Source organism: Nocardia sp. NPDC056952, from assembly GCF_042674185.1.
Lineage (GTDB): Bacteria > Actinomycetota > Actinomycetes > Mycobacteriales > Mycobacteriaceae > Nocardia.
In genome coordinates, this window is record NZ_JBHURA010000008.1 from 135,899 (window position 1) to 153,243 (window position 17,345).

20 protein-coding genes are annotated in these 17,345 nt (G+C 67.4%); 11 read left to right on the forward strand and 9 right to left on the reverse strand.

Annotation, left to right across the window (positions count from 1 at the left end; translation table 11 throughout):
* Positions 1-7: 7 nt before the first annotated feature.
* The gene (locus tag ACFTS5_RS25695; RefSeq protein ID WP_378635597.1) at positions 8-550 is read right to left on the reverse strand and encodes a GtrA family protein; all 543 of its coding nucleotides are present in this window, start codon (positions 548-550) and stop codon (positions 8-10) included.
* Positions 551-589: 39 nt separating this feature from the next.
* On the opposite strand from ACFTS5_RS25695, the gene ACFTS5_RS25700 reads away from it, so the two are divergent.
* The 5 genes from ACFTS5_RS25700 (at position 590) to ACFTS5_RS25720 (ending at position 4,995) form a co-directional block, all read left to right on the forward strand.
* Positions 590-1,813: a 5-(carboxyamino)imidazole ribonucleotide synthase gene (locus ACFTS5_RS25700; RefSeq protein ID WP_378635599.1), complete on the forward strand. Its 1,224-nt coding sequence runs from the start codon at positions 590-592 to the stop codon at positions 1,811-1,813.
* Between the two features lie 44 nt (positions 1,814-1,857).
* On the forward strand, positions 1,858-2,364 hold the full coding sequence (purE, locus tag ACFTS5_RS25705; protein WP_378635602.1) for a 5-(carboxyamino)imidazole ribonucleotide mutase: 507 nt from the start codon (positions 1,858-1,860) through the stop codon (positions 2,362-2,364).
* A 56-nt stretch (positions 2,365-2,420) separates the two neighbouring features.
* A complete protein-coding gene (locus ACFTS5_RS25710; protein ID WP_378635605.1) occupies positions 2,421-3,083 on the forward strand; it encodes a TetR family transcriptional regulator in 663 nt (220 codons plus the stop codon).
* A gap of 169 nt (positions 3,084-3,252) precedes the next feature.
* Positions 3,253-4,413: an acyl-CoA dehydrogenase gene (locus ACFTS5_RS25715; protein ID WP_067447997.1), complete on the forward strand. Its 1,161-nt coding sequence runs from the start codon at positions 3,253-3,255 to the stop codon at positions 4,411-4,413.
* Between the two features lie 144 nt (positions 4,414-4,557).
* A complete protein-coding gene (locus ACFTS5_RS25720; RefSeq protein WP_378635608.1) occupies positions 4,558-4,995 on the forward strand; it encodes an SgcJ/EcaC family oxidoreductase in 438 nt (145 codons plus the stop codon).
* 3 nt (positions 4,996-4,998) lie between these two features.
* Here ACFTS5_RS25720 and ACFTS5_RS25725 read toward each other — a convergent pair whose 3' ends face one another.
* Both ACFTS5_RS25725 and ACFTS5_RS25730 read right to left on the reverse strand, forming a co-directional pair.
* Positions 4,999-5,283, reverse strand: a complete 285-nt coding sequence (locus ACFTS5_RS25725) for a GNAT family N-acetyltransferase (RefSeq protein ID WP_378635610.1) — start codon at positions 5,281-5,283, stop codon at positions 4,999-5,001.
* Between the two features lie 19 nt (positions 5,284-5,302).
* A complete protein-coding gene (locus ACFTS5_RS25730) occupies positions 5,303-6,676 on the reverse strand; it encodes an FAD-binding oxidoreductase (protein ID WP_378635612.1) in 1,374 nt (457 codons plus the stop codon).
* A gap of 339 nt (positions 6,677-7,015) precedes the next feature.
* On the opposite strand from ACFTS5_RS25730, the gene ACFTS5_RS25735 reads away from it, so the two are divergent.
* Both ACFTS5_RS25735 and ACFTS5_RS25740 read left to right on the forward strand, forming a co-directional pair.
* Positions 7,016-7,327, forward strand: a complete 312-nt coding sequence (locus ACFTS5_RS25735; protein ID WP_378635615.1) for a hypothetical protein — start codon at positions 7,016-7,018, stop codon at positions 7,325-7,327.
* A 65-nt stretch (positions 7,328-7,392) separates the two neighbouring features.
* Positions 7,393-7,893 (forward strand): GtrA family protein, encoded by a 501-nt coding sequence (locus ACFTS5_RS25740; protein ID WP_378635617.1) that lies wholly within the window; start codon positions 7,393-7,395, stop codon positions 7,891-7,893.
* 24 nt (positions 7,894-7,917) lie between these two features.
* Here the strand turns inward: ACFTS5_RS25740 and ACFTS5_RS25745 are convergent, their stop codons facing one another.
* From ACFTS5_RS25745 to ACFTS5_RS25755, 3 genes are read right to left on the reverse strand one after another with little or no spacing between them, the layout of a single operon-like run.
* Positions 7,918-8,559 (reverse strand): Type 1 glutamine amidotransferase-like domain-containing protein, encoded by a 642-nt coding sequence (locus tag ACFTS5_RS25745; protein WP_378635620.1) that lies wholly within the window; start codon positions 8,557-8,559, stop codon positions 7,918-7,920.
* Complete coding sequence (locus ACFTS5_RS25750) at positions 8,559-9,398, reverse strand: maleylpyruvate isomerase N-terminal domain-containing protein (protein ID WP_378635623.1); 840 nt, start codon at positions 9,396-9,398, stop codon at positions 8,559-8,561. The genes ACFTS5_RS25745 and ACFTS5_RS25750 overlap by 1 nt, the downstream gene beginning before the upstream one ends.
* Positions 9,395-9,847, reverse strand: a complete 453-nt coding sequence (locus ACFTS5_RS25755) for an HIT family protein (protein WP_378635626.1) — start codon at positions 9,845-9,847, stop codon at positions 9,395-9,397. The genes ACFTS5_RS25750 and ACFTS5_RS25755 overlap by 4 nt, the downstream gene beginning before the upstream one ends.
* Before the next feature lie 405 nt (positions 9,848-10,252).
* On the opposite strand from ACFTS5_RS25755, the gene ACFTS5_RS25760 reads away from it, so the two are divergent.
* The 4 genes from ACFTS5_RS25760 (at position 10,253) to ACFTS5_RS25775 (ending at position 14,378) form a co-directional block, all read left to right on the forward strand.
* Positions 10,253-11,371, forward strand: a complete 1,119-nt coding sequence (locus ACFTS5_RS25760; RefSeq protein ID WP_211300332.1) for a Re/Si-specific NAD(P)(+) transhydrogenase subunit alpha — start codon at positions 10,253-10,255, stop codon at positions 11,369-11,371.
* Positions 11,371-11,673, forward strand: coding sequence for an NAD(P) transhydrogenase subunit alpha (locus ACFTS5_RS25765; RefSeq protein ID WP_056818017.1), 303 nt, complete (start codon positions 11,371-11,373; stop codon positions 11,671-11,673). Before ACFTS5_RS25760 ends, ACFTS5_RS25765 begins: the two co-directional genes overlap by 1 nt.
* Before the next feature lie 17 nt (positions 11,674-11,690).
* The gene (locus ACFTS5_RS25770) at positions 11,691-13,109 is read left to right on the forward strand and encodes an NAD(P)(+) transhydrogenase (Re/Si-specific) subunit beta (RefSeq protein WP_378635814.1); all 1,419 of its coding nucleotides are present in this window, start codon (positions 11,691-11,693) and stop codon (positions 13,107-13,109) included.
* A gap of 165 nt (positions 13,110-13,274) precedes the next feature.
* Positions 13,275-14,378 (forward strand): mechanosensitive ion channel family protein, encoded by a 1,104-nt coding sequence (locus tag ACFTS5_RS25775; RefSeq protein WP_378635630.1) that lies wholly within the window; start codon positions 13,275-13,277, stop codon positions 14,376-14,378.
* Positions 14,379-14,402: 24 nt separating this feature from the next.
* Here the strand turns inward: ACFTS5_RS25775 and ACFTS5_RS25780 are convergent, their stop codons facing one another.
* From ACFTS5_RS25780 to ACFTS5_RS25790, 3 genes are all read right to left on the reverse strand, one after another.
* A complete protein-coding gene (locus tag ACFTS5_RS25780; protein WP_378635633.1) occupies positions 14,403-15,401 on the reverse strand; it encodes an ABC transporter substrate-binding protein in 999 nt (332 codons plus the stop codon).
* A 102-nt stretch (positions 15,402-15,503) separates the two neighbouring features.
* Positions 15,504-16,172 (reverse strand): isochorismatase family protein, encoded by a 669-nt coding sequence (locus ACFTS5_RS25785; RefSeq protein WP_378635635.1) that lies wholly within the window; start codon positions 16,170-16,172, stop codon positions 15,504-15,506.
* Between the two features lie 33 nt (positions 16,173-16,205).
* Positions 16,206-17,339, reverse strand: a complete 1,134-nt coding sequence (locus tag ACFTS5_RS25790; RefSeq protein ID WP_378635638.1) for an isochorismate synthase MenF — start codon at positions 17,337-17,339, stop codon at positions 16,206-16,208.
* Positions 17,340-17,345: the final 6 nt, after the last annotated feature.

Below are 17,345 nucleotides of genomic sequence, written 5' to 3' on the forward strand. Positions count from 1 at the left end.
GGCCGACTCAGGATTGACCGAGGGGCTCTTCTTCGATCAGTTCCTCGAACTCGGCGACGATCTCGTCGATCTCGTCGGGGAACACCCAGCGCCGCATCGCCCAGAAGCGGAACGCCATCTGCAGCAGGTTGCCGATGATGAACGCGCTGAAGAAATCGGCCACGTTCGCGACGACGAAGCTCACATGCGGTTCGCGGAGGTCGAGTCCATAGATCGAGATCCACAGCGGGATATTGGCCAGAACCACCCCGATCCCGCTCACCGCGAAGAACAGCAGTGCCTCGTGATGCTTCTCCCGGCCGCCCCGATTCTTGAACGACCATTCTCGGTTGAGGATGTAGGAAGCGATCACCGCCACCACGCCCGAGATGATCTTGGCGGTGAGCGGTTTGTCGGCGAGAATCGTCCATTTCAGGAGGTAGTACAGGCCGCTGTCGATCACGAACGTCGTGGCGCCGACGAGGGCGAATTTGATCAGCTCTTTATGCCTGATCGCGATTTCTCGCAGGCGCGGGGGAAGGACGCTGACCACGTCGTCGACGATTGACACGAGTTCTGAGTGTACCGGTCGCAAACATTCGCATTCGACATGACAACATTGCACGACGTGAGTGCACGTTCATTCGATCCGTCAGCCATGCCCACCGTCACGATGGTCGGTGGGGGCCAGCTCGCGCGTATGACGCACCAGGCCGCGGTAGCCCTGGGCCAGCGTCTACGGGTGCTCGCCGAGCGGCCGGACGACCCCGCCGCCCAGGTCACCCCCGACGTCGTGCTCGGCAGCCACGACGACCTGTCCGCGCTGCGAAAGGCCGCGCGTGGTTCGCACGCGCTGACCTTCGATCACGAGCACGTGCCGACCGAGCACCTCGACGTGCTGGTCGCCGAGGGCGTGAACGTGGCGCCGCCGCCGCAGGCGCTGATCTTCGCCCAGGACAAGCTGGCCATGCGGACGAAGCTGTCCGCGCTGGGTCTGCCGGTTCCGGCGTTCGTCGAGGTCGCCGCGCCCGCGGACGCGGTGGCCTTCGGTGACGAACACGGCTGGCCGTTCGTGCTGAAGGCCGTGCGCGGCGGGTACGACGGTCGTGGCGTGTGGATGCCCGCCGACGCGGCCGAGGCCACCCAGCTGGTCACCGACCAGCTCGCGCACGGTGTGCAGTTGCTGGCCGAGTCGAAGGTCTCCTTGAAGCGGGAGCTGTCGGCGATGGTCGCGCGGTCGCCGTTCGGCCAGGCCGCGACCTGGCCGGTCGTGGAGACCGTGCAGCGCAACGGTCAGTGCGCCGTGGTGATCGCCCCTGCCCAGGACCTGGACGAGGACCTCGCCGCGCGCGCCGAGACCATGGCGCTGGAGCTCGCCGCGGGTCTGGGTGTGGTGGGCGTCATGGCCGTCGAGCTGTTCGAGACCCACGACGGCGAACTCCTGGTGAACGAGCTCGCGATGCGCCCGCACAACTCGGGTCACTGGGGCATGGACGGTGCCTGCACCGGCCAGTTCGAGCAGCACCTGCGCGCGGTCCTGGACTACCCGCTCGGTGATACGACACCGCTCGCCCCGGTGACGGTGATGGCGAACATCCTCGGTGCGGCCGAGGCTCCCGAGATGTCGATGGACGAGCGCCTGCACCACCTGTTCGCCCGCCTGCCCGAGGCCAAGGTGCACCTCTACGGCAAGGGCGAACGGCCCGACCGCAAGATCGGTCACCTCAATATCCTCGGTGACGACGCCGTCGAGGTCCGCGAAAAGGCCGAGCGGGCGGCGCACTGGATGTCGCATGCCGTCTGGACCGACGGCTGGGACCCGCACGGCGCGTGAAACCGCTTCGACCACAACGCTTTCGACCACTTTAAGGAACCCACGTGAGCACCAACGGACCCCAGGTCGGCCTGATCATGGGCAGCGACTCCGACTGGCCCACCATGGAAGCCGCCGCCGAGGCCCTCGCCGAATTCGGCATCCGCTTCGAAGTGGGCGTCGTCTCCGCCCACCGCACCCCGCAGCGCATGCTCGACTACGCCCGTGAGGCCGCAGGCCGCGGCCTGAAGGTGATCATCGCCGGCGCGGGCGGCGCGGCCCACCTCCCCGGCATGGTCGCCTCGGCCACCCCCCTGCCCGTTATCGGCGTCCCCGTCCCCCTGAAGTACCTCGACGGCATGGACTCCCTGCTCTCCATCGTCCAGATGCCCGCAGGCGTCCCGGTAGCCACCGTCTCCATCGGCGGCGCCCGCAACGCGGGCCTGCTGGCCGCCCGCATCCTCGGCACCTCCGACGACTCCCTGCGCACCCGCATGGAACAGTTCCAGGCCGGCCTCGAGAAAATGGTCCTCGACAAGGACGAAGCCCTGCGCACCAAACTCCTCGGCTGACGACGTTCCCGACGTCAGGTGAGGCGCTTGCGGAGCAGTGACTACGGTTGACCCCCGTGGCACACGATGACGCGGCGCAGTTTCGGCTCACGGTGGTTGATCAGGCGTTGCGATTGTTCGCCGAGCGGGGGTACGAGGCGACGACGGTGGATGAGATCGCGGTGGCGGCGGGGATCTCGCGGCGGACCTTCTTTCGGCAGTTCCGGTCCAAAGAGGATGTGATCTTCGCTGATCACGAGTTCCAGCTGGCCTCGGCGCAGGAATTTCTCGAGGGGGTCGGCGACGGGGATCCGTGGGAAGCGGTGTGCGAGGCCGTGATCGGGGTGTTCGAGCGGTTCACGCAGTGGCGCGACATCGCGGCGCGGCGGTATCAGGTGGTGCGGCGGGTGCCCGCGTTGCGTGAGCGCGAGATCGTCACGGTGTTCCGGTACGAGCGGCTGTTCACCGAGTTCCTGCGCGGCCGGTTGCCGGAGGTGCCCGATCTGGTCCGGGTGCAGTACACGGCCGCTGTCACCGCCACGCACAACTACTTGCTGCGGCGGATGGTGCGCGGCGAATCGGGGGCGGCGGTCGCCGATCTGCGCACTGAACTGGCCATGATCCCGCGCGGCCGCAGGGCGCCGAGCGAGTCCGACGACATGGTGCTCGCCGTGTTCCCCCGCGACATGCCGCCGCGCAAGGTGGCCGATCTTCTCACCGCGCGCCTCGGTAACCTGTGAGCGCCACCTGAGCCGAAGCGCTCGACAGTGACACTGAGTGCCAACCATATATCCGCATGTAGCGATAGAGTGCCGCGCGTATAATCCTCGGTAGATTGGCACTGCGTGCCGACGCCACACGCGCTGTGAGACCGCAGCGATCACGACCACGACCAGGAGTGTGCCCCCGATGGCTGGTAACCCCGATTTCGATCTGTTCAAGCTCGAGGACTTCCACGACGAGCTGCGCGGCGCCATCCGCGGCCTCGCCGAGAAGGAAATCGCTCCTTACGCCAAGGACGTCGACGGCAACGCCCGCTTCCCGGAGGAGGCGCTCACCGCGCTGAACGCCGCGGGCTTCAACGCCGTGCACGTGCCGGAGGCCTACGGCGGCCAGGGCGCCGACTCGGTCGCCACTTGTATCGTGATCGAGGAAGTCGCCCGCGTCTGCGGCTCGTCCTCGCTGATCCCCGCCGTGAACAAGCTCGGCACCATGGGCCTGATCCTCAACGGCTCCGAAGAGCTCAAGACCAAGGTCCTGGCCGATATCGTCAACGGCGAGATGGCCTCCTACGCGCTGTCCGAGCGTGAGGCCGGTTCCGACGCCGCCGCGATGCGCACCCGCGCCAAGGCCGACGGCGACGACTGGATCCTCAACGGCTCCAAGTGCTGGATCACCAACGGCGGCAAGTCCTCCTGGTACACCGTGATGGCCGTGACCGACGCCGACAAGGGCGCCAACGGCATCTCCTCGTTCCTGGTCCACAAGGACGACGAGGGCTTCGTGGTCGGCCCGCTCGAGCACAAGCTGGGCATCAAGGGTTCGCCCACCGCCGAGCTGTACTTCGAGAACTGCCGCATCCCCGGCGACCGCATCGTCGGCGAGCCCGGCACCGGTTTCAAGACCGCGCTGCAGACCCTCGACCACACCCGCCCGACCATCGGCGCGCAGGCCGTCGGCCTGGCCCAGGGCGCGCTGGACGCCGCGATCGCCTACACCAAGGATCGCAAGCAGTTCGGCAAGACCATCGCCAGCTTCCAGAACACCGAGTTCATGCTGGCCGACATGGCCATGAAGATCGAGGCCGCCCGCCTGATGGTCTACACCTCGGCCGCCCGCGCCGAGCGTGGCGAGAAGAACCTCGGCTTCATCTCCGCCGCCGCCAAGTGCTTCGCCTCGGACGTGGCCATGGAGGTCACCACCAACGCCGTCCAGCTCTTCGGTGGCGCCGGCTACACCACCGACTTCCCGGTCGAGCGCATGATGCGCGACGCGAAGATCACCCAGATCTACGAGGGCACCAACCAGATCCAGCGCCTGGTGATGGCTCGTAACCTGCTCAAGGGCTGATTCCCGCACCCGACCGGGTGTTCCACATCGCCTGCTTCTCCTCGTCCAGGTCGTTTACGAGGGGCAGGCCGGAACACCCGGTCGATTGCTGTGCGGGGCACGCGGATTCGGGTCGGCAGACGGCGACATACGTATGTTGGAACGATGACTGTTGACGCATCTGGCGCGCGCCCGAGGGCTGCCGTAGTCGCACAGGATCAAGACATCGCTCTGGCCGCGATCACCAGCGTGTTCGGAAGTCTCGAAGCCGCACTCGCGGCAAAAGACGCCGACGCCTTCGACAGTGTCTTCACCGACGACGTCGCTTTCGTCAACCCGGCGGGCACTGTCTTTCTGGGCTGGGACGAACTGCACGCCTATCACCGGACGGCGATGCGCAACAGCCCGGACGCCGAAGCGCGCTACACGATTCTCGCCGCGCGTTTCCTTTCCGGCGGGCACGCGATCGTCACTGTCGAGCAGACACTGCGCACCCCGAATTTCTCGGTAACCAACCGCGGCACATGGGTTTTCACCGAACACAACGACACCTGGTGGGTCAGTTCGGTACACAACACGAATGTGGCGGGCAGCGCCGTGTAGCTATTACGGGACGAGGTCGGCGTATTCGGGGTGTTCGGCGATGTATTTTTCGACGTACCAGCAGGTGGGGATGATCTGGTAGCCGTGTTCGCGGGAGTCGTCGAGCCCGTATTTCACGACTTCGGCCGCTACTCCCCGGCCGCGGAATTCGGGGAAGGTCATGGTGTGGTGGAAGTCGCGGAGTTCTGTGTCTTCGCGTTCGGCGTAGTCGGCGTATCCCGCGAGGACATCGTCGTGGTAGATCTCGTAGCGGGTGTCGGCGACGTTGTGCTCGAGCCTGGTGGTCATGCCTCGGATGCTAACCCGGTCAGAGGACCGCGCCGGGGTTGAGGATGCCTTCGGGGTCGAGTGCGTCCTTGATGCGGCGGGTCAGCGCCATGACGTCGGGGCCGACCTGGTCGGGCAGCCAGGCCTTTTTCAAGCGGCCGACGCCGTGTTCGCCGGTGATGGTGCCGCCGAGGGCGATGGCCAGGTCCATGATCTCGCCGAAGGCGCGGTGGGCGCGTGCGGTGTTGTCGGGGTCGGTGGGGTCGTGCACGATCAGCGGGTGGGTGTTGCCGTCGCCCGCGTGCGCGATGAGCGAGACGAGCACGTCGTTGCGTTCGCCGATGGCGGTGACGCCGGCGATCAGGTCGCCGAGCCGGGGCAACGGCACGCCGACGTCTTCGAGCAGCAGCGGCCCGATCTTCTCCACGGCGGGAATCGCGAATCGTCGGGCGGCGGTGAAGGCCTCACCTTCGGTGGCATCGGCGGTGTGGAAAACCTCGGTCGCACCGGCCTTCTCGCACAGCCCCACCATCACCTGCGCTTCGTGCCCGGCGAATTCGCCGGGGGCGTCGGAGCGGGCGACCAGCAGCGCGGCGGCGGTGCGGTCCAACCCCATCCGCATCTCGTCCTCGACGGCGTTGATCGCGACGGTGTCCATGAATTCGAGCATGGCGGGGCGCAGGGTCGAGGTGATCGCCAGGATCGCGTCGGTCGCCGCGGTGAGCGAGCCGAAACTCGCCACGACGGTCGACTGCGGAGGCTGCGCCGGCAGCAGGCGCAGGGTGAGTTCGGTGATCACGCCGAGCGTGCCCTCGCTCCCGACGAACAGTTTCGTCAGCGACAACCCGGCCGAGTCCTTGAGTCGCGGCCCGCCGAGCCGCACCACGGTCCCGTCGGCCAGCACCACTTCCATGCCGAGCACATAGTCGGTGGTCACGCCGTACTTCACGCAGCACAGCCCGCCGGCGTTGGTCGCCGCGTTGCCGCCGATCGAGCAGATCTCGAACGAGGACGGGTCCGGCGGATACCACAGCCCCTCCGCGGCGACGGCCCGCTTCACCTCGGCGTTGAGCAGCCCGGGCTGGGCCACCGCGATCCGGGTCACCGCGTCGACGTGGATCTCCCGCATCAGCTCGGTGCTGAGCACGATCCCGCCGTCCACCGCGGTGGCCCCACCGGACAGGCCCGTCCCGGCCCCCCGCGGCACCACCGGGACCTTGTTCGCGTGCGCCCACCGCAGCGTGGCGGCGACATCGGCGGTGCCGCGCGCCCGCACCACCGCCAGCGGCGTGCCCGCGTCGGGATCGCGCGCCCAGTCCTGTCGGTAGCCCGCCAGCAGATCGGGGTCGATGACGACCGCCCCGTCCGACAACGCCGAAATCAACGAATCGAGGTCACCGCTGCGCTCGTCCACCTGTTCACGCTAACCCGCGCACCCCGTCCGTCGCGGGCAGTTCGTCCTGGCCGATCGCGGACCGGGCGCGCACGTGAACCACGCCAGGGCAGAAGAATGCCTGGTGATCGACCGGATGTGATGTGGGCCCGAACAAGGAAATCCACGCATAGGTGTGATCTGGCGCGCCCCGTTGGTATATACGCCGTCCAATCCGTCACAATGCCCTGACAGGGTGTGTTCGACGGTGAATCGCCTCGCCGCCCAGCGTGTTTCGAGTTCTGCTCCACGGGTGCGCTCCGCGCGCATCGATCATGCGACGTTGTTGCGCCGCACCGCTTTTCGTAGGGAGGACTGGCGATGATGAAGGAACCGCAGGACCGCGGCGAGCTGGTGGGTGCTCTGCTGGCCGCGGAGTTCGCCGACGCGGGCATCGACACCGAGGTGATGCGTTGTGTGCACACCGGCGCACATCACGAATGGCTGTCCGCGCTGGAATCGACCGGGATGTTCGATGCCCGGGCGCTGGCCGAGATCGCCGCGCGCTGGGCGGCCGACCCCGCGTTGCTGCGGGACGCTCTGCTCGCCGAGGCCGATGAGCTCACCCGCCGCCGCTGCCTCGCCGCGTGGGCCTCGTTCGATACTCGCCCGATCGCGGCGGTCAGCCGCTAGCTGCTCGGCCCACCCGTTTGCCGGTTGCTCACCCTGGCTTCATCTGCCGCTGGCAGGCTGGCCGCGTGGAGCATCAGGCGAGCGTCACCGAATCGGTGGCCGATCGATTCACCCGTTGGTGTGAGGCGGTCGTCGCCCGGTTGCCGTGGGGGCTCGACCGGTATGTGCCCGCGACGTTCCTCGGCTTCGCGCTGATCAACAGCTTCACCTTCGGTGTCGACCTGCTGTTGCTCACACTGCTGCACGGCGGTTTCGGTGTGCCCGTCTGGCTGTCGATCACCCTCGCCTACATTGTGGCGTTCGGGCTGAGCTTCCTGCTCAACCGCACGTTCAACTTCCACTCCCATGCGCCGATGGGCAAGCAGGCGGCGGTGTACGTGGTCGTGGTCCTGGTGAACTACCTGGCGTTCATCCTCGGCGTCGGCTCGGGTCTCACCGCGCTCGGCCTGGAGTATCACCTGGCCAGGTTGCTCGCGGGCGGTTGCGAGGCCGTGTACATGTACTGCGCGATGCGCTGGCTCGTCTTCCGCCGCCGGTCAGCGGTGGCGGCGACGACCGCCGCGTGATCGCGCGTCGGTGTGCCCGCGGCGTCAACCCCGGAGCACCTCGGTGCGATCGCCGTCGACCAGGACGACGTCGTTGTCGGTGAGCGCCCAGTGCGGGATGTCCTCGGCGACGCAGTGGGCCAGCATCGCGGCAGAGTCGCCATCCGGGTCGGTGGGGGAGTCGAGGTGGACGATCAGGCGACGATCGACCAAACCCAGTCCGTCCCACTGTGGTTCGATGCCGGTGGTGGGTAGCACCTCGGCGGGGTCGTCCATGGTTTCCAGCCCGTGCAGATCGGGTCCGAGCAGGCACGCGCCCGCGCTGTAGCCCGCGTAGACCAGCGCGTCCTCGCGCAACAACGCGGGCAGCACGGAATCGGCTCCACTGCGGGCGAATTGGGCGCGGAGAACGAACGTGTTGCCGCCGCGCACCCAGACCATCGGGAACCCGCGCAGGTGCCGTTCCAGCCGCTCCGGCTGCCCGGCGTACTCGCGCAGATCCAGCACGTCCGGCGAATAGCCTTGTTGCTCCAGCGGTTTCACATCGCTCGTCACCGCCGACGACCAGGCATCGGGCCACGCGTCACACGCGTTCGGAATCACCGCGACGCGTCCCGGCGCACCGACGAGCCCGACGAGCCGATCGGCGAAACCACCGAACCTGTACGACGCCAGGAAAAGCCGCATCAGATGGTGAACGCCAGATTCCGTACGAGCCGCTCACCGAGCGCGGTATCGCCTTCGACGACGACTTCGCCGGGGTGCCGGTCGGCGGTGGTGCGCCCACCGCGCAGTCGCGCGAAAAGCCCGGAGTCCACGCGGATCACGGTGGTCGGCTCGTCGGAAACCTCGTCGAGAACCGATCCGCGCCCACCGGCGACCGACAGGTGCACCTGCCTGGTCACCGGACCGGTCAGGTCCAGCGTGATCAGCGAACCATCCGGCGCCTTGGCGCCTTTCACCACCGCGCGGCCGAGACCGATGGTCAGTTCGGCGAACGCGGCCTCGGCCCGCGCGCCACCCTCGGGCACGCTGCGCCCGATCCCGTCGGCGAGGTCGAGTTCGTGCATCCAGCAATCGAACAGCCGCACCCGCATGAACCGCCCGTAGGGGACCTGCCCCACCGGCGAGACGGTCGGCGCCTGCCAGGCGTCGTCGTCCATGGCGGCCAGTGCCGCCCGGCGACGCTCGGTGGTCTCGTCGAACAGCGCGAGCAGCCGCTTGCCGGAGAGCGGGCGCAACCGGTCGACCCAGATCTCGTTGAGCACGGCCACTTCGTTGCGGACATGCGGCAGGGTTCGCACGTCGGTCTTGGGACGCAGGGGATCGTGCGGCGGCGGTGTCTCGCCGAGTAACCACGACTCGGTGCCGATCACGTGCGCGACCACGTCGAACAGGGTCCAGCCGGGCAGTGGAGATGTTCGGCGCCAAGCCTTTTCGTCGAGGTCGGTGACCAGCAGCGCGATGGCTTCCCACTGCTCGGCGAGCAGGTCGGTGAGTTGTTCGCGCCCCGGCGTCTCGATCATCCCTGTGCTCCTTCTGCTTCGCTCTGGTCGAGCGCGGTGAGGCCGGCGCGGATCGCCGCTGCGGTCGAATTCGGTTCGTGCGGGCGACGCAGCAGGAAACCCTTGGCGAAGGTGAGTTTGTCACCGTGCTTGCGGGGGACCACGTGCAGGTGGACGTGGCCGACGGTCTGGAACGCGGCGGTGCCGTCGTTGAGGATGAGGTTGGCGCCGTCGCTCGCCAGCCCGCTCAGGCGCAGGGCGCGGGCCAGACGGTGGCCGGTGCGGAAGATCCGGGCGCCGAGGTCGGGATCGAGATCGTCGAGTTCGGTCGCGTGGACCTTGGGAACGATCAGGGTATGGCCACGGGTGATGGGACGGATGTCGAGGAACGCGCAGACCGCGTCGTCGGAGTAGACCATGGTTGCCGGTGCGGCACCCGCCACGATCAGACAGAAGGCGCAGTCGTTCACGGCCTCGACCCTACGGTGTGATCTGGGTCGCGCAACAGCCCGAACGGGTCACTACCATGACGCGCATCACGTCTCGTCGGATGCGCGGGCGTCCGGCCCGGAGTCGGACGTCGAGGTAAGTAACCGACGTGGATGTGCGCTCTTGCGTGTCCCACCTGCGGCGACGAATCTCGGTGCGGGTACCGCCCGGTGTCTGCCGGGCCGGGAGCTGGTTGTCACTGCTGACGAGGGCCGCGGTGTCCGTTTTGTGGTCGTCAGTCCAGTTCTCCGTTGTGACGGGCATCTCCGCTAGGCTCACCGCGAGCCGAGTACAGTTGCCAGGATTTCAGTCGAACTTACTCACAGGTAACTTCGGCGCCCCGTTGTTCCCAGGCTCGAAGCCAGCACGAAAAGGAAGTCTGACTAGTGGAGACAACGCAAAACGTGGGCGAGGGTTCGCCGCGCGGAGCGCGTGTCGGAGTCGTTCGCGAGTCCGGCCCGGGTGAGCGGCGAGTCGCATTGGTGCCCAAGATCATCCCCGCCCTGTCCAAGCAGGGTGTCGAGGTGATCGTGGAAGCCGGTGCCGGCCTCGGCGCTCTCATTCCCGACGCTGCCTATGTAGAGGCAGGCGCGACCATCGGTGACCCATGGTCGGCCGAGGTCGTCGTCAAGGTCGCCCCGCCCAGTGATGCCGAGGTGGGCAAGCTGTCCTCCGGGCAGACCCTGATCGGTTTCCTGGCGCCGCGCAATGCCGAGAATCAGATCGGCGCGCTGAAGTCCGCCGGTGTGCAGGCTTTCGCCGTCGAGGCGATTCCGCGTATCTCGCGCGCCCAGGTGATGGATGCCCTGTCCTCGCAGGCGAACGTGGCCGGGTACAAGGCCGTGCTGCTCGCCGCGTCGGAGTCGACCCGGTTCTTCCCGATGCTGACCACCGCCGCGGGCACCGTGAAGCCGGCCACCGTGCTGGTGCTCGGTGTCGGTGTCGCCGGTCTGCAGGCGCTGGCCACGGCCAAGCGGCTCGGCGGGCGGACCACCGGTTACGACGTGCGTCCCGAGGTCGCCGATCAGGTGCGCTCGGTCGGTGCGCAGTGGCTGGATCTGGGGATCGACGCCGCCGGTGAGGGTGGGTACGCCCGCGAACTCACCGACGAGGAGAAGGCCCAGCAGCAGAAGGCGCTCGAAGACGCCATCAAGGGCTTCGACGTCGTGATCACCACCGCGCTGGTGCCGGGTCGCCCCGCACCGCGCCTGGTCACCGCGGCCGCTGTCGAGGGCATGAAGCCCGGCAGCGTGATCGTCGACCTGGCCGGTGAGACCGGTGGCAACTGCGAGCTCACCGAGCCCGGCGAGGTCGTGGTCAAGCACGAGGTGACCATCGCCTCGCCGCTGAACCTGCCCGCCACGATGCCCGAGCACGCTTCCGAGCTGTACTCGAAGAACATCTCGGCGCTGCTGGAACTGATGCTGGTCGACGGCAAGCTCGCCCCCGACTTCGACGATCAGGTCCTGGCGGATTCCTGCGTCACCCGTGAGGTGGAAGCCTGATGTACACCGAACTTCTCGCCAACATCGCGATCCTCGTGCTTTCCGGCTTCGTCGGTTTCGCCGTGATCTCCAAGGTCCCCAACACCCTGCACACCCCGCTGATGTCGGGCACCAACGCCATTCACGGCATCGTCGTGCTCGGTGCGCTGGTGACCCTGGGCAATGTGAAGGACCCCTCGCTGCTCGTACAGGTGATCCTGTTCGTCGCGGTGGTGTTCGGAACACTGAACGTCATCGGTGGCTTCGTGGTCACCGACCGCATGCTCGGCATGTTCAAGGGTAAGAAGAAGGCGGCCGAGTGATGCACGCAGTCGACAACATGACCTACCTGGTCAACGGCCTCTACATCGTGGCCTTCTCCATGTTCATCTACGGTCTGATGGGCCTGACCGGCCCGAAGACGGCCGTGCGCGGCAACCAGATCGCCGCTGTCGGTATGGGTATCGCGGTGGTCGCCACCTTGATCTCGGTGCGGCACGCGGCCCTGCTCAACTGGATTCTCATCGCCGCCGGTCTGATCGTCGGTGTGGCACTGGGTGTTCCGCCCGCCATCCGCACCAAGATGACCGAGATGCCGCAGCTGGTCGCGGCGTTCAACGGCGTCGGTGGTGGCACCGTCGCGTTGATCGCGTGGGCCGAATTCGTCGACAGCGCGGGCTTCTCGCAGCTGCACGAAGAGCCGACCATCCACATCATCATCGGTTCGCTGTTCGCCGCGGTGATCGGCTCGATCTCCTTCTGGGGCTCGATCATCGCCTTCGCGAAGCTGCAGGAACTCCTGTCCGGCAAGCCGATCAGCGTCGGCCGCTTGCAGCAGCCGCTGAACCTGATCCTGCTCGTCGGCGCGATCGTGTGCGCCGTCGTGATCGGCCTCGGTGCCGACAACGGTGGCGTTTCGCAGCTGTGGATGATCGGCCTGCTCGTGCTCGCCGGTGTGCTCGGCCTGATGGTCGTGCTGCCCATCGGTGGCGCGGACATGCCGGTCGTCATCTCGCTGCTCAACGCCCTGACCGGTCTGTCGGCCGCGGCCGCGGGTCTGGCGCTGAACAACACCGCGATGATCGTCGCGGGCATGATCGTCGGCGCCTCGGGCACCATCCTCACCAACCTGATGGCCAAGGCCATGAACCGCTCCATCCCCGCGATCGTGGCCGGTGGCTTCGGTGGCGGCGGCGCTGTGGCAGGTGCGGGTGACGGTGAGGCCAAGACCGCGAAGGCCACCTCCGCCGCCGACGCCGCGATCCAGATGGCCTACGCCAACCAGGTGATCGTGGTCCCGGGCTACGGCATGGCCGTGGCGCAGGCCCAGCACGCGGTCAAGGAGATGGCGCTGCTGCTCGAGGGCAAGGGTGTCGAGGTCAAGTACGCGATCCACCCGGTCGCCGGTCGCATGCCCGGTCACATGAACGTGCTGCTGGCCGAGGCCGAGGTGTCCTACGACGCGATGAAGGAAATGGACGACATCAACGGTGAGTTCAACCGTACCGATGTGGTCCTGGTCATCGGCGCCAACGACGTCACCAACCCGGCGGCCCGCGACGACAAGTCCAGCCCGATCTACGGCATGCCGGTGCTCAATGTCGACCAGGCCAAGAGCGTCATCGTGCTCAAGCGCTCGATGAACTCCGGCTTCGCCGGTATCGACAACCCGCTGTTCTACGCCGACCACACCTCGATGCTGTTCGGCGATGCGAAGAAGTCCGTCGGTGCGGTCACCGAGGAACTGAAGGCGCTGTAAGACAGCCGAATACAACCGCAAGAGGCTCCGCTGTTCGCGTTGAACAGCGGAGCCTCTTGTCGTTGTGCCGACCCTACGACTCGCAATCAGACGGTCATGTCTGTGGCCGGCGGGTGTGGGTATGCCGCAGCTGAGGCAAGCCGGCAACGAGAGGAGTTCGATCTCGTGGAGGAGATATTACGGCCGATCATCGTGCTGCTCGCTACGGTGGCGATCACGGTGTCGGTGGGTTTGCTGGTAGAGCGGGTGCTGCGCTACGCGGCGCGCCGCAGTCCCAGCGTCCATCTGCCGTCGCTGCGGCGACTGCAACTGCCGCTTCAGGTTCTGCTCGGGACGGTCACCCTGCACGCGGTCTACCCGCTTGCCGAGCTCGACCTGCGCCAGGACGTGGTGATCCGGAGCTTCCTGGCGACGGCGGCCATCATCGCCGCGGTGTGGTTGGTCATCCGGGCTACCGATGTGGTCGCCGAAAGCCTGCTGGGCCGCTATGCCCAACGCGCCAGCGAGGTTTCGCGCGTGCGCCAGTTGCGCACCCAGCTCGGACTGGTGCGTCGCATCGTCACCTCGGTGCTGGTGGTCACCACCGCCGCGGTGGCCATCCTGCTGCTGTTCCCGAGTCTGCGGACCCTCGGCACGTCGATGTTGGCCTCGGCGGGCGTGATCGGCATCATCGTCGGTGTTGCCGCCCAGTCGACATTGAGCAACCTCATGGCCGGGTTGCAGATCGCCTTCGGCGACTCGGTCAAGATCGGCGATACCGTTGTCGTGGAAGGGGAGTGGGGAACTGTCGAGGAGATCACCCTGGCCTTCCTGACCGTGCGGATCTGGGACGACCGCAGGCTCACCATGCCGGTGTCCTACTTCAACAGCCAGCCCTACGAGAACTGGTCGCGGGGCGGCTCACAGGTCACCGGCACAGTACTACTGCACCTCGACCACAGCACCCCGGTGCCCGCGCTGCGTGAGCACCTGCACACCTACCTGCGCGAGTGCCGGGAATGGGACGGCCGCAACTGGAACCTGCTGGTGACCGACAGCACGCCGACCGACATCGTCGTCCGCGCGACGATGTCGGCCGCCGATGCCGACGATGCGTGGACCCTGCGCTGCGCGGTCCGCGAGGAGCTGCTCACCTGGATCGGGCGCCACCACGCCCACGCGTTTCCCAAGATCCCGACTTCGATCACCCACTCTGCCGAGCAGTCAGGTGATCGCGTCGACGACCAGACGGTGCGGGCCACCGAGCCCTGGGCTTCGTCGGCGCGCTAGGTCAGCGGGCCGCCGACGGCTGTCTCACTTGAAGCGCTCGGCCAACAGGTCGAGGGTCGCCATGGCAACCCGGTAGTCCGGCCGTTTGCTGTCCGCGGGCAGTTCGTAGACCTGACCCTTCTGGAAGGCCGGGAGTATCGCGAGCGCCGGATCTGCCTTCAGCTGGGCGATATCGCGGCCGTTGTCGACCGAGATCACGAACAGCACCGGAGCGTCGACGACGGTGCTCAGTAGTTCGGGGCTGAAGGTCACCCAGTCGCCCGCCGCGGGCCGGGGCGGGTTGCCCGCTTTCGCTTCGATCTTGTCGTCGATGGTGAATCCGACGTCGGCGAGCAGTGTGGCCAGCGGGGTGTTGGGGGCGAGCAGGATGGGCTTGCCGTCCGATTGGGACTGCATCACGGCCGTCGCGCCCTGCGGCAGCTTCACGCCGGACTTCACCTTCGCGACCTTGTCGTTGTAGGTGGCGATCATGCTGTCCACCTTGCCGGGGCGGTTCACGATATCGGCCACCGACTTCAACTGGTCCTGCCAGTTGGCGGCGTCGGAGGGTACGAGCGCGGTAGGCGCGACGGCCGTGAGCTTGTCGTAGTTCTTGATCGACTGCATGCCCGGGAAGCCGGGGCCGCCGCCGATGATCAGGTCCGGCCGCTGGGCGGCGATGAACTCCAGGTTCAGGTCCTCGCCGGAGGGCACCGCCTCGGTGCCCTGCTCCGCGGCATCCGCCGCCCAGGACGGGGGAAACTCGCCGGGCTTCAGCGTGATGCCCAGAATGCGGGGGTCCGCGGCTTTCACCTTGGCATCCAGGTCGAAGAGGTAGCCGGCGAGAGCGCCGTTGAGGACCACGATGCGCTGCGGGTCGGCCGGCACGGTGACGAGGCCCTTGGCGGTGTCCACCTGGCGAGTGCCTGCGCCGGCGGCCTGGTCGGCGGTGGAGCTGCCGCAGCCCGCTGCCGTCGCGGCCACCGCGACGATCAGGAGTGCGACGGCGGCGCGCATGCGCGCCGTCATTCGATGAACTGACATGAAAGGTGTTCCTTCTACTTCTCTTGGGCAGGTTCAGGGGTGACTCGGCGGGCAAAAGGCCCTGCCGTTGATCGGAACGGCAGGGCCTTTGGTCGGTACCGATCAGGCGGATCGGCGTTCGGTGGATTCCACCTTCGTGGTGTCGAGCTGACGGATCAGATCGTCGGTGCTGGTGACGGCACCGCAGCGGCGGGCGACGTAGTTCAGCGCCATGATGTGTTCGTCGCGGCTGAAATCGGCGGTGGCATCGTGGACGAGGAAGGGGCGCACGTCGCCCATGAACGCTTCCGCGGCACTGAGCATGCAGCCCATGTGGGTGTAGACGCCGGTGATGAGGAGTTGATCGCGACCGTAGTAGCCGAGTAGCTCACGCAGATCGGTGCGCTGGAAGGCGGAGTAGCGCCACTTGGTGACCTGGATGTCCTGCGGGTCGGGGGCGATGGCGTTGATCACCTCGGTATCGGCGCCCTCGGACATGCCGGTGCCCCAGAAGTCGGCGAGTATTCCGCGCCGTGACGGATGCTGGTCGCCGGGCTGCATCGTGTAGATGACCGGGATGTCGAACCGGTGGCAGTGATCGCGCAGAGTGGCGATGTTGGCGATGAGGGTGCGCGCGGGATCGCGGTAGAGGTCGTAGGCGTCGAGGAAGTATTGCTGCATGTCGTGGATCAGCAGTGCGCTGCGGCCGGCCTCGGCGGTCCAGTCGACCTGGTCGGCGGTGAACTCGTCCGCGGTCGGCATGGGATAGGGCGCGATCGGGGGAATGGGCATGGGGAGTCTCCGTTGAGCGTTGGGTCGGCGGGGTCAGCCGACGGTGACGGGCAGATCGGCGATACCGAGCGGCCCGAGGATGCGCTGGAATTTGCCGGTGGTCTCGGCCAATTCGGCGGCGGGGTCGGAGGCGGCGACGATCCCGCCGCCCGCGTGCGCGAGCAGGGTGGTGCCGTCGGCGGACAGCTCGGCGCAGCGAATGCTCACCATCCACTCACCGTTGCCGTCGGCGTCGCACCAGCCGACCGCACCGGCGTAGAAGCCGCGTTCGCCCTCGAGTTCGGCGATCACGCGGGCGGCCGCCGCGGTGGGTGTGCCGCAGATCGCGGGGGTCGGGTGCAGTGCTACTGCCAACTCCAGTGCCGATGGCCCGGCGAGCGGGACTGTCGCGGTGATCGGCGTGCCCAGATGCCACATCGCCGGTGTGGCCGTGAGTTCTGGTGCGGGAGTTTGTACTTCGGCGCACCGGTCACGCAGGACGGCGGAAACCTGGTCGGTCACGAAGCGGTGCTCGGCATGGTCTTTGGTGGAGGCGAGCAGTGCGTCGGCGGCGGCGCGGTCGGCGCCGCTGTCGTCGAGGATTCGCCGGGCCGAGCCTGCCAGCGGGTGGCTCAGGACCTGACTTCCGGTGCGGCGTACCAGGATCTCGGGGCTGGAGCCGACCAGGTGGCGGCCGGGATAGCGCCCGCCCGCGGCGGAGAGGTCGACCAGGAATCCGTTGGACATCGGGTCCGAGGCGACCATCAGGTCCAGGATATCCAGTGCTCGAACAGTTTTCGGCGCCCGAGCGCGAACAGCGCGGGCCAGCACCACCTTTCGCAACGGATGCGCGGGATCGGCGAGCAGTTCGACAGCGGTGGCGACGCGCTGGCGGTGCTCCTCCGGCGCGGGCAGCGCGGCATCGAGTTCGAAGCGGGGGAGCGCTCGCGAACTAGGCTGGTGCGGCGCCTCGGTGATCGTCACCGAGTCCGGCGCCCACAGCGCCGTCGGAGCACCAGGGGTGAACGGTAGCGCGCCGACGATGTGGCTGATCCGGCCGCTGCGCAGTGCGGTGATCGCGTCGTGTGCCGAGCGGAAGACGGTCCCGCCCGCGGTGGCGGACACGGTCCGCTGCGGGCGGGACAGCAGGAAAGCGGGGTCTGAGCTGTCGGTACTGATGGTGATCATTCCTCT

What these genes read in the sequence shown, in the direction of transcription:
- ACFTS5_RS25735 (WP_378635615.1), top strand. Translation starts at nt 7,016, where the DNA reads ATGATGAAGGAACCGCAGGACCGCGGCGAGCTGGTGGGTGCTCTGCTG.
- ACFTS5_RS25720 (WP_378635608.1), top strand. Translation starts at nt 4,558, where the DNA reads ATGACTGTTGACGCATCTGGCGCGCGCCCGAGGGCTGCCGTAGTCGCA.
- ACFTS5_RS25770 (WP_378635814.1), top strand. Translation starts at nt 11,691, where the DNA reads ATGACCTACCTGGTCAACGGCCTCTACATCGTGGCCTTCTCCATGTTC.
- ACFTS5_RS25790 (WP_378635638.1), bottom strand. Translation starts at nt 17,339, where the DNA reads ATGATCACCATCAGTACCGACAGCTCAGACCCCGCTTTCCTGCTGTCC.
- ACFTS5_RS25765 (WP_056818017.1), top strand. Translation starts at nt 11,371, where the DNA reads ATGTACACCGAACTTCTCGCCAACATCGCGATCCTCGTGCTTTCCGGC.
- ACFTS5_RS25780 (WP_378635633.1), bottom strand. Translation starts at nt 15,401, where the DNA reads ATGTCAGTTCATCGAATGACGGCGCGCATGCGCGCCGCCGTCGCACTC.
- ACFTS5_RS25715 (WP_067447997.1), top strand. Translation starts at nt 3,253, where the DNA reads ATGGCTGGTAACCCCGATTTCGATCTGTTCAAGCTCGAGGACTTCCAC.
- ACFTS5_RS25750 (WP_378635623.1), bottom strand. Translation starts at nt 9,398, where the DNA reads ATGATCGAGACGCCGGGGCGCGAACAACTCACCGACCTGCTCGCCGAG.
- ACFTS5_RS25745 (WP_378635620.1), bottom strand. Translation starts at nt 8,559, where the DNA reads ATGCGGCTTTTCCTGGCGTCGTACAGGTTCGGTGGTTTCGCCGATCGG.
- ACFTS5_RS25725 (WP_378635610.1), bottom strand. Translation starts at nt 5,283, where the DNA reads ATGACCACCAGGCTCGAGCACAACGTCGCCGACACCCGCTACGAGATC.
- ACFTS5_RS25700 (WP_378635599.1), top strand. Translation starts at nt 590, where the DNA reads ATGACAACATTGCACGACGTGAGTGCACGTTCATTCGATCCGTCAGCC.
- ACFTS5_RS25785 (WP_378635635.1), bottom strand. Translation starts at nt 16,172, where the DNA reads ATGCCCATTCCCCCGATCGCGCCCTATCCCATGCCGACCGCGGACGAG.